Origin of the sequence: Nocardia suismassiliense (genome assembly GCF_900269665.1) — a bacterium.
In the GTDB taxonomy this organism is placed as follows: Bacteria; Actinomycetota; Actinomycetes; order Mycobacteriales; family Mycobacteriaceae; genus Nocardia; species Nocardia suismassiliense.
Genome location: NZ_LT985361.1, coordinates 5,921,327 through 5,936,212 on the forward strand (window position 1 = coordinate 5,921,327; position 14,886 = coordinate 5,936,212).

At 64.5% G+C, this 14,886-nt stretch carries 11 protein-coding genes and 1 pseudogene; 5 read left to right on the plus strand and 7 right to left on the minus strand.

Annotated features, from left to right (window positions below):
- Positions 1 to 65 precede the first annotated feature (65 nt).
- Positions 66 to 5,312, plus strand: coding sequence for a type I polyketide synthase (locus DBO33_RS26185; protein WP_107657438.1), 5,247 nt, complete (start codon positions 66 to 68; stop codon positions 5,310 to 5,312).
- Positions 5,313 to 5,672: 360 nt separating this feature from the next.
- Here the strand turns inward: DBO33_RS26185 and DBO33_RS43640 are convergent, their stop codons facing one another.
- From DBO33_RS43640 to DBO33_RS26195, 3 genes and pseudogenes are all read right to left on the minus strand, one after another.
- On the minus strand, positions 5,673 to 5,927 hold the full coding sequence (locus tag DBO33_RS43640) for an LmrA/YxaF family transcription factor (RefSeq protein WP_199857078.1): 255 nt from the start codon (positions 5,925 to 5,927) through the stop codon (positions 5,673 to 5,675).
- Positions 5,928 to 6,102: 175 nt separating this feature from the next.
- A pseudogene (locus tag DBO33_RS44780) lies at positions 6,103 to 6,252 on the minus strand (helix-turn-helix domain-containing protein); the annotation flags it as partial.
- Positions 6,253 to 6,508: 256 nt separating this feature from the next.
- A complete protein-coding gene (locus tag DBO33_RS26195; RefSeq protein ID WP_107657440.1) occupies positions 6,509 to 7,009 on the minus strand; it encodes a hypothetical protein in 501 nt (166 codons plus the stop codon).
- A gap of 640 nt (positions 7,010 to 7,649) precedes the next feature.
- Between DBO33_RS26195 and DBO33_RS26200 the strand changes: the two genes are divergently transcribed.
- Complete coding sequence (locus DBO33_RS26200) at positions 7,650 to 8,012, plus strand: hypothetical protein (RefSeq protein ID WP_159080535.1); 363 nt, start codon at positions 7,650 to 7,652, stop codon at positions 8,010 to 8,012.
- Positions 8,013 to 8,310: 298 nt separating this feature from the next.
- Here DBO33_RS26200 and DBO33_RS43645 read toward each other — a convergent pair whose 3' ends face one another.
- The gene (locus DBO33_RS43645; RefSeq protein ID WP_199856765.1) at positions 8,311 to 8,715 is read right to left on the minus strand and encodes a hypothetical protein; all 405 of its coding nucleotides are present in this window, start codon (positions 8,713 to 8,715) and stop codon (positions 8,311 to 8,313) included.
- A 48-nt stretch (positions 8,716 to 8,763) separates the two neighbouring features.
- Here DBO33_RS43645 and DBO33_RS26205 point away from each other — a divergent pair, with 48 nt between their 5' ends.
- Positions 8,764 to 10,350, plus strand: a complete 1,587-nt coding sequence (locus tag DBO33_RS26205) for an N-acyl-D-amino-acid deacylase family protein (protein WP_199856766.1) — start codon at positions 8,764 to 8,766, stop codon at positions 10,348 to 10,350.
- Between the two features lie 115 nt (positions 10,351 to 10,465).
- Here DBO33_RS26205 and DBO33_RS26210 read toward each other — a convergent pair whose 3' ends face one another.
- The gene (locus DBO33_RS26210) at positions 10,466 to 11,281 is read right to left on the minus strand and encodes a GNAT family N-acetyltransferase (protein WP_159080536.1); all 816 of its coding nucleotides are present in this window, start codon (positions 11,279 to 11,281) and stop codon (positions 10,466 to 10,468) included.
- Positions 11,282 to 11,378: 97 nt separating this feature from the next.
- Between DBO33_RS26210 and DBO33_RS26215 the strand changes: the two genes are divergently transcribed.
- Both DBO33_RS26215 and DBO33_RS26220 read left to right on the plus strand, forming a co-directional pair.
- Positions 11,379 to 11,591, plus strand: coding sequence for a hypothetical protein (locus DBO33_RS26215; RefSeq protein WP_107657444.1), 213 nt, complete (start codon positions 11,379 to 11,381; stop codon positions 11,589 to 11,591).
- A 141-nt stretch (positions 11,592 to 11,732) separates the two neighbouring features.
- Positions 11,733 to 12,008, plus strand: coding sequence for a hypothetical protein (locus DBO33_RS26220; protein WP_159080537.1), 276 nt, complete (start codon positions 11,733 to 11,735; stop codon positions 12,006 to 12,008).
- Between the two features lie 72 nt (positions 12,009 to 12,080).
- Here the strand turns inward: DBO33_RS26220 and DBO33_RS26225 are convergent, their stop codons facing one another.
- Together DBO33_RS26225 and DBO33_RS26230 are read right to left on the minus strand one after the other, a co-directional pair.
- Positions 12,081 to 13,148, minus strand: coding sequence for a helix-turn-helix domain-containing protein (locus DBO33_RS26225; protein ID WP_107657446.1), 1,068 nt, complete (start codon positions 13,146 to 13,148; stop codon positions 12,081 to 12,083).
- Between the two features lie 192 nt (positions 13,149 to 13,340).
- Positions 13,341 to 14,549 (minus strand): helix-turn-helix domain-containing protein, encoded by a 1,209-nt coding sequence (locus DBO33_RS26230; protein ID WP_159080538.1) that lies wholly within the window; start codon positions 14,547 to 14,549, stop codon positions 13,341 to 13,343.
- Positions 14,550 to 14,886 lie beyond the last annotated feature (337 nt).

Below are 14,886 nucleotides of genomic sequence, written 5' to 3' on the forward strand. Positions count from 1 at the left end.
GAACCAACGGTTGCACGCGTTTCTGGCTACTCATCTGTTTCCCAGGTCTCTGGATAGGAATTCTCATGTCCTCTTCTGCTGTCGCGATTATCGGTGTGGGCTGTCGGTTCCCAGGAGGAGCGGACTCGCCTGCGGCATTGTGGCAAGTGTTGCTGGACAAGACGGACACGGTTGGTTCGGTGCCGAATGACCGGTGGGACGCCGAGGCGTTGAAGTCTTATCAGCATCCCGACGACGCCGACCGGTTCGCCCGTGGCTGCTTCATCCATGGGGACATCTGGGCGTGGGAGCCAGGAGCATTGTCGGCGTCGCCGAAGGAAGCGGTGGTGGTCGATCCGCAGCATCGCCTCGCGGTCGAAGTGTCCTGGGAGGCGATCGAGCACGCCGGCATCGCGCCGACTCGGCTACGTGGCACGCGGACCGGGGTGTACCTGGGCATGTACGCGGTCGATGCGTTGATGAGTTCGCAACGGCCGCTGCGGGATTGGATCGACGGACTCGATATCTTCGGCAGCCACCCCGGCAACGCTCCGGGACGCATCGCGTTCACCCTGGACCTGCGCGGGCCGGTGATGGCGATCGAGACGCTGTGTTCATCCGGTTTGGTCGCGGTGCACACGGCCGCTCAGGCATTGGTCAACGGTGAGTGCGATACCGCGTTGGCGGGCGGGGTCATGTTGATGGTCTCCCCGGAGACGTTGCATTACGAGGCGCAGTGGCTGATGTCCAAACGCGGCGGGTGTTTTGCTTTCGATGAGCGCGCCGACGGATATGTGCGGGGTGAGGGTTGTGGGATGTTGTTGCTCAAGCGGCTCGATGATGCTCGCCGCGACGGGGATCGGGTGCTCGCGGTGATCCGTGGTTCAGCGGTCACCTGTGATGGGCAGTCCGAACGGCTGACCGCTCCGTCGTCGCAGATGCAGCAGGAGGCATTTCGGCTGGCGTTGACCCGAGCCGAGGTGGATGCCGCCAACGTCGGACTGGTCGAAGCGCACGGTCCGGGTACACCGACCGGCGATCCGATCGAGTACACATCGATCAACCGTGTCTACGGCCGGGGACTGGGTCGCTGTGCGTTGGGTTCGGTGAAAACCAATCTCGGGCATTCGGAGCCGGTCTCGGGAATCGCGGGACTGCTCAAGGCGACATTGAGCGTGTACCACGGCGTAATACCGGCGAACCTGCACTTTCGCCGCTGGAATCCAGCTATTCCAGTCGATCCGGAATCGCGGTTGTTCGTGCCCACCGAGACGACCGCGTGGCCGGTCGACGGTGGTCCTCGGCTGGCAGCGGTCTGCAGCACCGGGCTTGCGGGCACTAACGCACATGTCATCATCGAACAGGCACCGACCTGTGCGCCGGCGCAAGAAGACACGAGTGAACGTCGATTGTTCGTGCTGTCCTGTGCCTCCGCGCCCGCGCTGCCTGCCGCGGCACAGCGGCTGGCCGACCGGCTCGATATCTCGCCGCCCGCCACGCGCGATCTCGCCCATACCCTCGCGGTTCGGCGCGCGCATTCGGTGAAGCGACTGGCGATTTCGGCGTCCGACGTAGGTGAACTCAGTACGCGATTGCGCAGATTCGCTGGCGGTGATCTCAGCGCGGCTGTGGTCGGCCACCCGATCCTGCCGCCCGAGCATCGCGGGCCGGTGTTCGTGTTCACCGGTCAGGGATCGCAGTCTCCGGGCATGTGTCAGGGCTTGCTCGATGTCGATCCGGCGTTCACCGCGGTCATCGACGACATCGAACCGCTGATGGCGGCCGAGGCAGGTTTCTCGGTCCGGCAGATGCTCACCGAACCCCATCGCCTCGTCGGTGACCACAGAATCCAGCCGATCCTGCTCGCCGTGCAGTTGGGACTCGTCGCGATGTGGCGGTCCTGGGGCATCGAGCCCGCAGCGGTAATCGGACTGTCCCTCGGTGAGATCACGGCCGCGGTGGTGACCGGTGGGCTGAGCTTGGCCAACGGCGTGACAGTGAGCTGCCGTCGCTCCCGGCTGGCGCTCGACGTCCAAGGCGGCGCCATGGCCTCGGTGCTGCTGGGCGCCGAGCAAGTCGCCGCCGACATCGCCGCGGCAGGCACCGACCGCGTCTGCCTCGCGGTGCTCACCGCACCCGGCACGACGGTGATCTCCGGCGACCGGGACCAAGTGGAAAACCTCGTCGCCGCGTGGCAGGCCCGCGAGATCAGCGCCGAAGTGATCCGAGTCGACTACGCCTCACACTCCCATCACGTCGACCCGATCCTCGATCCGATCCGGGACCAGACCCGCGACCTCGCCCCGACCGCCCGCACTATCGCGTTCTACGGCACCGCATACCTCGATCCCCGCGAACCGGTGCCGCTCGACGGCGACTACTGGGCAACCAACTTGCGCAATCCGGTGCGGTTCACCGCAGCCTGCGCCGCGGCACTGGAAGACGACTACCGCGTGTTCATCGAGTGCTCCCCACACCCGCTGGCCGTGCGCGCCGTCGGCCAGATCGCGGCTGACGCCGGTATCACCGACGTCCTCACCCTGGGCAGCCTGCGCCGCGGCATCGACGACACCGAAGCCTTCCTGTCCCACGTCGCGGCCGCGCACTGCGCGGGGATCGAACTCGACTGGGCCGCACACTGTCCCGGCGAACTGGTCGACGTCCCCACCTTCACCTGGCAGCGCACCCACCACCGGCCCGAACCGGCCTATGAACTCGTCGCCCCCGGCCTGATCGGCGCCCGCCAGCACAGCCTGCTGGGCGGCCACATCCAGGACCCCGACCATCCCGGACGCCACCTGTGGCAGACACCGATCAGTCCGGACCGCGTTCCGTGGCTCGGCGACCACCGGGTGACCGGCACGCCGGTCATGGCGGGCGCCGGACTCTGCGAGATGATGCTGGCCGCGGCATCGGAAATGCTTGCCGCCGACCATGTCTCGATCTTCGATGTCAGTCTCGACGTACCGCTGTTGCTGGTGCCGGAACCGATGGTCACCGTCCGTGGACTATGCGAACCCGACGGCACCGTCACCGTCACCGTGCTCACCGGATCTGTGGGCAACTCGGTGGTCCACGCACGGGCCAGGGCCGGTACCTGTAGTGCCGACGTCGAGAAGCTGGACCCAGATCTTCTCGATCCGCACGGCTGGGACGACGATCAGCCCGCTAGCTTTTACACCTACCTGCGGGAGCACCACCAGGTCGAGCACGGTCCCTCCTTCACCGGCCTGGAACGCATCCGGCTACGCCCCGGCCAGGACGAGGGTGTCATCACACTGCGTATCCCCGACATAGCTCGCGTGTCGAGCTGGATGATGCGCATTCACCCGGTCTTGCTCGATTGCGCCGTGCAGAGCGCCGCAGCCGTGTGGCGCGGCCGCCATGCGCTGGAATCGGGTCCGGTGGTCGTGGCAGGCTTCGGTGCCGTCGAGATATTCGGACCCACCAATCAAGCCCGCGTCGCGCACGCGGTCCTGCACAACGCCGATGAACGTAGCTGCACCGCCGACATATTGCTGGCTACCGCAGATGGTCGCGGACTTGCCAGAATCACCGGCCTGCGACTGGCCAACATCACCCCACCCCACGAGCGGTTCGGCAACAGGCTCTCCCACCTCGCCCTCGATCGCGCCGAAGTGCCCGCGGCGATTCGCGCTTCGACCGGACGGTGGGTCGTGCTGGCCGAAAAAGGCGACAGCTGGACACCTCGACTGGTCCGTGCGCTGGCCGACCACGGCGTCGAGGTCGAGCTGCGCACCGTCGCGCTCGGCGATCCGATCACCCCGGAATTGTTCACTCCCAACGGAAAACCGGCGCCCGAGACAGTGCTGATGACCGTCGGCCCCGGCATGGATAACGACCCGCCGCAGGCCACCCGAGCCCGCGTGCAGCGGCTGTGTCTGGCGCTGCGTGCGCTCTCGGCGCTGCCGACACCACCTCGAACGTGGGTCGCCGCGATGACCGGTGCGATACCGTCGCTGCGCACCGCCGGCCTGCGCGGGGTATTACGAAGCGCCGCATACGAATACCCGGATCTGGCCGCCAGCATCGCCACCATCGACAGCCCCACAGCGATCCCGCAGCTGGTCACCGAACTCCTCGCGACCGAAGACACGCTGCGGGAAGTCACGTGGCAAGGCACAGACCGCTACCTGCTCCGCTTACACACCACACCCCCCGACGGCGCGTTGGACGCTGAGGCGGAACCATGTGTGGTACACCCCGACGGCGCCTACCTCGTCACCGGCGGTCTCGGCGGTCTCGGTCTGCTGACCGTCGGCTGGCTCGCGGCCCGGGGCGCAGGCCATGTCATAGCCATCGGCCGCTCCGCACCCACCGACCAAGCCCGAACCTACCTCGATCGGGCGAGCACCAACGGGACCACCGTCACCGTGGTGACCGGCGACATCGCCGACCCCGCGACCGCGGCGCAGGCGGTCGCGACCACGACCGACTCCGGTCATCCGCTGCGCGGAATCATCCACTGCGCCGCCGTGGTACAGGACGCCACTCTCGACACTCTCGACAGCGATCTGATCGACCGCGTGTGGCGCGGCAAGGCCGAAGGCGCATGGCAACTGCACCACGCCAGTGCCGCCGAGCCGCTCGACTTCTTCGCCTGCTTCTCCTCACTGGCCGCCCAGCTCGGATCCCCCGGCCAAGCGGCCTACGCCGCCGCCAACGCCTTCCTCGACGACTTCGTCACCTGGCGTATCGCGCAGGGTTTGCCCGCCACCGCCATCCACTGGGGCGCCTGGGCCCAAGCAGGTGCCGGACAAGCCATGTCCGATCGAGGCTTCATCATGATCACACCCGAGGACGGACTCGACGCCCTCGACCGGATCCTCGCCACAGAATGCACCCAGATCGCCTACTCCCCCATCGATCTCGACCGCTGGCTCGCCCCCTACCCCAGAGCCGCCGCCTCAGCACTATTCGCTGGAGTACGCGGCGCCAACGGCAACGGCAACCGTACGAACGAATCACCATGGGCCACACGACTTCTCGACGCCACCAACGACCGGCAACGGCACGCACTGCTGCACGAGCACATCATCGCGATCATCCAAGCCCTGCTCGGCAACACCGCCGCTCACATCACGCCCACCACATCGTTGGTGATGCTCGGCATGGACTCCCTCGTCGCCACGCAATTGCGGCAACGGCTACAACGCAGCCTCGCCGTCACCATCGACACCGCAGTGCTGTGGACCACACCCACTGCGGCCGGACTGACCGACTGGATCCTGCATCGCATGGGACTGAAACCGGAAGACGGCTCAGCCACAACCAATTCCCCGTCCACGGCACCACAACAGGTAAACGCATGAACGGCGCGGCGCGAACCACGGCATCCGAACCGCGACAAGTTGATGATTGCCGCTGGTGAGGTCGTGGCCGCCGAGGGAAGCCGTGCGGTGACGGTTCGAAAGGTCCATAACGGGTGATCCTCGGCGACAAGGGCGCGTTCGACGAGGTTCCTTGCTCATGGTCGCGGTAGGCCGAGGCGAACGTCCCACCGTTCGTCACCGTCAGTGCGGCATCGGGTATGTCACCGGTCGTAACCCGGACCTCGTCCGAGGCCGGATGATCCGAGAACAGAAGGCGCCCTATCCTCCCTGATTCGGCCGTTGATGGAGGCAGCGAGCCAGGCGACGACGTAGGCGACTTCGATGTCCCGCTGCGGCGAATCAACTCCGGACGGCGCCTTGAAGGTGGGCGACCAACAGCAGATCGAGTTGGTTTCCACAGTTGCGCAACGGTTGTAGCGAGTGGGTGGCGCGGGCGAGCAGGACCGCTCCCTCGATCGCGGTGACCACGAACGTCGCCAATGGGCGCGCAGTGTCCGCGGCCAGGCCTGCGGACTCGAAAACCGTTGTGTAAGCCTGGGTCCAGCTGCCGAATGCCGCATCGGCGGCGGCGCGAATCGCCGGGGGTCGTCCCATCAACGGTAGCGGCCGCGATCGGGCAGCCGAGCCGGAAATCATGCTCGGACAACCGCTTTTCCCATCGTCTCACTGCCATCGCAACGATGTCACGCGGGTCGCTGCACTCGGCTGCCTCGACAATCGAGCCCAGGATACGTTCGCCGGCGACCCGAGTCGCCACTGCCACGAGCTCATCCTTACCCCCGGGAAAATGCAGGTAGAGCGATTGCCGCGCGGCCGAGCTCTGATCGAGCAAATCACTGACCCCGGTGCCTTGGACACCACGCTCCTGCATGAGTCGGATAGCGCCGTCGATCAGTCGCTCACGTGGCCCTGGTCTCATTTCCCGTCCTCGAATAGAACGATCAGTCTATGATCAACTTTACACATGCAGACCGATCGTTCTATCGAGACGCCGGAGCGGGGGCCAACATTGAAGACACCGAGGAGGTGTAGGCGGGGATGGATCTGTTTTTCGATGGGCGGAAGGTATGCCGCGCCCCAGAACGCCCCTTCGCCGCCGACGGAGTGCCCACCGATGATGGTGCGGCTGAAGTCGACGTGGCCGTGTAGCGGGGAATCAGAATTCGCCTCCTCGCCTACTGTCGCCTGGGTTTCCCAGAATGGATCGGTGGGAAGATATTGATGAAGTTGTAGGGCAACGCGACAATGAATCCGCGGCTGGCCCACAGTCGCGCGGCTTGGTCATAGCTCCCGGGATCGCCGGTGAATCCGGCCTGGAACTGCACTAGAGGTGCTTGTTCCCCGTCCGCGAGATCGGTGGGGTAGTAATACTGCATTCCCCAGGGCGTTTTCGCGCCACGCGGGAATGCGTCGCTGCACAGCGCATCGTCGCCGTCCTTGAAGCCCAGCGGGAACGAGGCCAGCAGCTGCGCAGTCGATACGGCATCGTCGCAGGGATGCAACTGCTGCGTGGCGGCCACCTGGTGCGAGCCGGGCCGGCCGAAAGCGCGGTGGATCTCGCCCTGCACGGTTGCCGGGTACACCACACCCAGCAGGCCGGGGCTCGGCTGGGAGGGCGCGTTCGGATTCAGTGGCGCCGCCGAAGCGATCGCCGACGATGCGAGGATCGCCGTCACTGCGGCAAGCAGCGTCGTTGCCCGGGTCCTTTTCATTCGACTGCTCCGTGATCGTGCGGGGGCGATTGCGTCCAAGCCGGGTCAGCGCGTGTGGCCTCTCCCACTGCGACCGAGAGCGATACATCTGAGACATTCTGTAACAGATACAACTGACTCCAGAGTAAGTTACGGCCCTGCAGGCTCACTGTCAACTGGAAGCAACCGCATGGCAACCGGCCTCGACCACACCGAACGTCGGAGACGAGACGGCTAGCTCGCGTGTCGTAGTCGGCATCGGACCGCGCCCGGCCCCGAGCTCGATACAAGCTGCACCACAACCGATTTCCACCCCTGGCGACCGATGCGTGAGCACTGAATGTACATCCGGGCCGGATCGACTCCCCCAACCCATGTCGAGTGTCCCCACTGCATCCGAGTAGGCGCCGAATTCCCTTGCAGTGCACAGCCCTACCGACGACCCGGACCGCTCCTTCCAAAAATATTTGGGCGGGTGCACACAGCATAAAATTGGGTCCCGCTCTGGTAACAAACCTCGGCCACCGACGGAGCTACAGTGATTGACCGAGGACCGATATCCCCGGCTCCGCCACGCCGGCTGTCCGGCTGACAGCTGACGATCAAAAATGCCATGGAGTGGATCATGACCTCCGACGAGAAAATCTCCGTGCCGGGCGCCTGTATTGTGACCATCGATATCGACGCGTCAGTCGCACTCGACCCCGGAGGCTATGTGGCGTTTGTCAGCGGTAGCGTCATCTGCGCCCCGAGTGGCATCGGATATGTGACGGTACAAGTGGACCAAATGCTCGGCCTCACTTGCGCATTCGGCAACGGGTGCAGTGACGGAATCACCTTCAACGGCTCGCCTCATCACTGGAGCGTTCTGGTGATCACCGACGGAGAGCCATTTCAGGAATATAGCGAAGGTCAGGCATTTGCCGAACTTCGAGACGAGCGGCACCGGCCCATCGCCACCGAAACGAAGTCAGTTGCCTTCCACTAGCTGACCGCCGAGTTTCAGCCGCGCCTCAACAACCGGTCACATGTGTCGCCCCCGTTCCATCCACCACTGTCCGTGGAAGCACGCGGGGGCGGCCATCTCTACCGCTGAACGGCTCTGCGCACTCGGCCGAGGCGCCAATCCGGCTATGTGGCGCGAACCGTGGATCGAGGCAACCGGTGGGCTCAGAATCGCGTTGTACGCCAAGTATTTCGGGGTTCCGATCGGCCTACTGATAAGCCGCCCGAGCAGTGTCATTGTGGGGCACCACTTTCGTGGGACTGTTTCCAGTGAAACTGTTTTAGTTTGGATCGATCACGAAGCGGTAAACAGCAAGACCATTAGCGGCCCTACGGCAGGACACCGGTCGATAGCCGAGGGCGACCAGGTTACTCAATAGGGTGCGGACATGTCGCTGGACTTCGCGGGATTCGGAAATGCTGCCATGGCCTCCGGCAGGAGGAACAGCCAACAGCATGGCGCCGCCCCTGGAATAGGGATCAATCCGGAGGACTCCAAGGACGAGTCCTGCCGGCGGCGCAGGCCAGCTGCGAATGGCGGTGGTCGGATCCCAACTGGCGATGATCCTATCGGTGGGATGGCCTCGGTCGCGGCCGACGTTCTCGAACCTGTAAAGGTTGGGAACGAAATCGTATCCGCGAGCACCGACGACGTCGAGATAGAAGAAGGCGTTGTCGGCTCGCAACGGATCAAAGGCCCCCTAAAGCTATCGCACTTCCCCAGTGCCACACGCTTGCGATCCAGCCTGGACTTGCTGGTGCGCGGCGGCGTGGTCATCGACGGTACGGGCGGTGCCCGGTACCGTGCGGATATCGGTGTGGTAGCCGGGCGTATAAGGGAAATCGGCGTCCTTCATGGTGTCCGTGCCGAAATCGAAGTAGACGCGACCGACCGGTATGTCCTGCCGGGCTTCATCGATGCACATGTACACGCTGACGGCGCTGTCTGGGATCCCGCAGTGCAATTGGCGATGCTGCGCCAAGGCGTAACCACCTTGGCCCTCGGCCAAGACGGACTATCCTTCGCGCCTGCCACAACGGAAGCTCTGTCGTGGGTCTCGCGCTACTTCCACGCCGTCAACGGCCTATTGGGCACCGGCCCGATCGGAACGCTCGAGCGGACAAAGCAGCCGGCCGGCCGTAGCGCGATCTTCGGCGTCGCCGAACTGTTGGGCCGATACCGCGGCACCACCGCCCTGAACACCGTCTATCTGGTGCCGCACGGCACGATCCGATATTCCGTCATGGGCGGTGTGCCTGGCGCCCCCGACAGCGGGCAGTTGGCGGCCATGATCCGGATGGCCGAGGAAGGCCTCGACCATGGCGCTGTCGGGATCTCCTCGGGGCTGGGCTACCTTCCGGGCAAGTACGCAACATCCGCGGAGTTGGCGGCGGTCTGCCGTCCGGCGGCCCGGCGGGGACTGCCCTACGTCACGCACATGCGTAGCTACGGCGACGCCGCGGGATCGGGCGTGTCGGAGGCGTGCGCGATCGGTCGGCTCGCCGGAGCACCCATCCACATTTCGCATTATCACGGTCCGAGCCCCCTACTGATCGGCTTGATCGACGCCGCATTGAAGACCGACCTCGACATCTCCTTCGACACGTATCCCTATCTGCGGGGATGCAGCATTCTTGCCAAGGTGTTGCCAGACTGGCTCGCTACCCCCGACCTCGATCGGACACTCGACGCACTCGGCGACCGAAACGTGCGCAAGCGGCTCGCCGAGGAAACCGAACCTGCCGTATGGCGCCAGCTCACGCTCGCGTACGTGCCCGGTGACCTATTCGGCTGGGCGGTGGGGATGCGCCTGTGCGATGCCGCCCTTCAGGCCTGCCTCACTCCGGCCGACCTGTGCGCCGAGTTGCTCATCGACACCGCGCTCGGCGCCGGTGTCGTCTTCGATTTCACCGACGACGAGAGCTCGATCAGCGAATTGCTGTGCCACGACGTACATATGGGCGGCTCGGACGGTATCTATCTCGGCGGCCGACCGCATCCCCGCGGATACGGTGCATTCGCGCGGCTGTTGCGCCGTCACGTCCGAGACCTCGGCGATTGGACATGGGAACAGGCGGCGGTCCACCTGGCCGCACGCCCCGCCCAGCGGTTCCGGCTCGCCGACCGGGGTGCGATCACCCGAGGTCGAATGGCTGATCTGACCATCATCGATCCGATCGCCGTCACCGACCATGCGACGTATGCTCATCCCCGCCTGCTGGCTACCGGCATCGATGACGTGATCATCGCCGGTACACCCGTGCTCGCGTCAGGACACCTCACAGGGCGGCTGCCCGGCGCTCCGTTGCGCCCTTGTTGAAGGTGTGGAAAACAATCGGTACCGCCCCTTCCCACGTCGCGGTCAGCTCTTGGCATGCCGCCGGCGCGCAGCTGCCCTTGGGTTATCAGACCGAGGCACAGAGCGCGAGCCGTGCTCACCGGACAGGTGAATCATGACGAGCCTGCCTGGGCCAGGACGTGTCGACAACAAGCCGGTACACGGCCAGGCCGTCGGCAGCCCGGCGGCACGACACCGCACGAAAGCCGTTGGTGATCAAGTCGGCCAAGCTCGTGCGGATTCGATGTTGAATTATCGAGGAACCTCGCCCATGTTGGTAACCGGGACCGAAGTCTATGGCCAGCAATACCGTGTCGACCTCGGCGTGCGGATCGACCTCGGGCACGCCGACGACGAGTCCAGCGGGCGGTGCAGGCCACTGGCGGGCAGGCTCGGTGAATGTCCAGTGCACGATAATTCGGTCCGTTGACCGCCCACGGTCTCGACCGGTCTCCTCGATCCCATACAGGTCGGGGATGAAATCACAACCACTCGCGCCGAGCACGTCGAGGTAAAAATGCGCGTTGTCGGCCCGCAAGGGATCGTAGGCCCAGCGCATACTGCGCAAGCCGCGACGCTGCACAATCTCGCGTGTGCGGAACATCATGGCTCGTCCGATGCCGAAATTTCGCCGGTCGGGGCGAACCACCAGCACCTCCAGGTAGTGGTAGACCGAACCGTACCCACCGTCATCGGCGAGATGCAGCCCCGGAAATCCGTAACTGAAGCCGACCAATTGCCCGCCCTCGTGTGCACCGAGTGCGAGCCCGCCATTACGTGCCAAGGCGGCCAGCAATCGTGGGCCGGGTGCCGGATCTTCTGGTCGAAGCCCGAAAACGTTCCGGTAGAGGGCGATCGGTTCCGCGAGCGCATCTGGACTGTTCAGCTCACTGATGACGAACTTTTCGGTCATCGTTGGCATTCCAGGAAGTTAGCGTCCCGTATGGCCGAAACGTCCGCGACGGACGGCTCGTGTTCATTTGGTTACTCAATAGCAAACGGCGGCCAAAATGAAATGGGACCTGCTGGTACGCGGCGGCACGGTCATCGATGGCACAGGTAACCCTGGTTATCCGGCCGATATCGGCGTCATTGCGGGCCGGGTGGGGCACGGCGGTTCCCTCGGAGATGCGCCGGCCGCTGTCGAGATCGACGCGGCACGACGATACGTCGTCCCCATCTGCCAACCGGCCGCCCGGCGCGGCCTGCCCTGCCCTATGTGACCCACATGCGCACCTACGGCACCGCGGCCGCGAGCGGCATGGCGGAGGCGTGCTCATCGATACGGCACTGGGCGCGGGGTGGTGTTCGACCACTCCGACACCGAGGACTCGATCAGGGAATTGCTTCGCCACGATGTGCACATGGGCGGATCCGACGGAATCTATGTCGCCGGGCAACCGCATCCGCGCGGGTACGGTACATTCGCCCGGCTACTGCGCCGCCACGTCCGCGAGCTCGGCGACTGGACGCGGGAACAGGCAACAGTCCATCTCGCCGCACGACCCGTCCGCCATTTCCGTCTGTTCAACAGAGGCACCATCGCCCGCGGCGAGGCGGCGGACCTGGCGACTATCGATCCGACCACCGTCGGGACCGCGCGACCTACCGCGACCCCGATATCTTTGCCACCGGTATAGACGACGTCGCCGCCGCCGGTGCACCGGTCCTGACAAACGGAAAACTGACCGGCCAGTTGCCCGGGCGTTCCTTTACGACCACATTGAAGACCTAGTAGCCAAAGGGTTTCGGCTATGCCGTGCGCCGCCGAACTCACCAGAGCTGGCACCTACGACCTTTGAACTTGACCGCATTGTGTCACTTGACCTTTCGAGAGCCTCCCGTCGCCATGCATTCGGCGTCACACCGTAGGCGGCACGGAATCGCCGAGTGAAATGCGAGGGGTGCCGGAAGCCGTGGCGGTTGGCGATCGCCGCGATCGAGTGGTCCCGGGTGTCGAGTCGCGCGAGATCGCTGCGTGCGCGTTCCAGTCGCTGCGTGATGATCCATTGTTCGAGGCTTAGTCCCGCGCGTGCACATACTTTGTACAGGTGGCGCATCGAAATGTGGTGAGCGCGGGCGATTCCGGCTGGACTCAAGTCCGGATCGGACAGCCGACGATGCACGTAATCACTAATCTGGGACAGCAGGATATCCGCGGGAAGGACCGTGCCGTCCTCGCCACCGTACGCGGCGGTCGAGATCAGAAGGGCACGCACCATTTCCGCGCAGGCATCGCCCAGTACTGGCGCCCCAGGATCGCTCTCGAGCGGGTCGGCTGACTCGGCCGTCAAGACAATGTGTCGGGCAACCAGGCGATGCAACGGGCTACGTTGCGGCTGATTCAAGGCGGCGCGGATCGTGTCACCGGACAGATCCAGTTTGTCGCGCGGAACAAACAGCGACAGCACCGGGCCACAGCGCCAGTCGAGCTCGAAAGGCGCGTCGAGATCTATCAACATCAGCTGATCTGGCCCGATCTCATGTTGAGTGTCGGCCTGTATCAGACGTGAGGTGCTGCGCAACGGCACTGACACAATGAGTGCCGAACCCGGTGAGTTCCGAATCTGTTTCGGGGTCCGGACCATCTTGAATCCGGAGAGCAGCGACCGCTGTAGACGAAATTCCCCGAATTGCCAGCTATCGAAACGAGCGCGAGCCTCACTGTCGGCAGAGTTGTGGACGATGTGCGCCGGGGCAGAAGCCCCCTGCACGGCGGCGGCAACCACATCGGCACGGTCACGAGGGTCAACCTGGTCGGTGTCCAGAAGCAGTGCCATCACGCCCGCCGTCCGTCGATGACTGGAGTTCGAGTGCACGGGCCCCGTCACTGTGCCCTGACAACAATTCTGCCGCTGGCAGGCGCGGTTCGGTGCGAATCAGCCGGATTTCCGTCGCGGTTCAACCTGCCCGTGGTGAGCAAATCGCCACTGCCGACAGGGGCATCGACATGATCGCTTCGTCGTGCGCGGTCATGCGAGTCCGGCCACCGTGAGTAGCTGGGCTAGGTCTCGCTTGATCAAATGATGATTGTTGCGGGCGAGCTTCTGCAGCGTTTGGCGTGCCGTCCAGTCGTAGCGGATATCTTCTGAGCAGGCCTGTTCGACTCGTTGCAGCGCGAAGACCGCCGCGAAGTCTTCCCTCCGCAGGCTATAGGCGTAGGCGGTTGTCAGGTAATAGCGGACTCGAAGGTCGACACAGCTATTGTCCGTTATGTCTGCATCGGCGGCGAGCTTGATCGCGTGATCGATGCGACCCAGCCGCAACGCGATGTTCATCGCGGTGATTACCACCGCGAGCCCCCCGAAGCCCATCCGGTGGTCGACAGCAGAAGGGGCGAGTGCGTCGGCGAACCGCGCGGCGCTGGCCATGAGCTCCTGTGATCTCCCCGGATCGCCGGCGCCGGCCGCGCCCTCGGCGGCGACCAGGTTCAGCGCTCCGCACAACCTGTGATTTACGGAAGGTTCGCAGGCCAGGCGATATGACGCGGCGAGTGCATAGTCCCGGCTTTCGGCGTAATAGCCCAGTGACAACAACGCGCTGGCGACGTGCCAGGAGCTTGCGGCAGCTAGGAGCGGTTGCCGTGTCCGGGCCAGGATGCCGATCGGTCGGTCGGCAACCAGCCATGCGAGGTCGTAATCACCCACGTGGGTGAGCAGGAGCCGGGCGAGGTGATAAGCGTCTACCAGCAGCTGGCCGGCTTCCTCGACCGAGCCGTTCGACGCTGCCTGTGCGGCTGAGCGAATCGACCGCGCGGCAATCAGCACGCCGGGGAGTCGGGCAGCGAGTTCGGTATATCGATGGCTCGAGTCGAGCCAGAGGGCCCAGCATTCATCGATCGAGCTGCGCAGCGTGGCCAACGACGGCATCGAATGCTCGGCCTCTGTGACAAACGCGCGTGCGGATGGATGATCCATGACGGCACGGTTCAGCGGGACGAGCGGCAGACTAACGTTTCGCTCGACAGGGTGGCCAGAGAAGGACCCGCCGATCAACTCCATGAGATTGTCGAAACGGAGCACTTCAACGAGCCGGTAGGCGATCTGGATGCTGTCGAAGCGCGTGTGGCCTTGTTCGACTTGACGCAACCACTCCTCACTGCGGCCGATCAGCTGCGCGACGACGCGACGAGAAAGCCCCATTCGGCGGCGACGCAACTCGATGCGCTCACCAACGGTCAACACACGACGATTCACTGTGACCTGAACCCTTCGTCAGTGGCACGGTGATCGGGCGTCAACCTCCGAGATCCGCTGCGGAAAGCCGATCCAATGACGTCTCCCGCTATTCAATCTACTCGAAACTTGTTGCGTTGGTGTAACTTTCGTTTGATGGGAGCCACCGAACCGGTCGGTATCCACGACCACCATGGTGCTGTCGCCGAGTCACATTCCCGGTGTTTGCACGGTGGGTTGATGAACGTGCAGTGACAATCAATTGTCGAGCCGTTCGCGCCCGTATGGTTCAAGTCGGGCGAACAACCGTCGTAGCACAGCCGCCCACGACGGCGAACCGCCC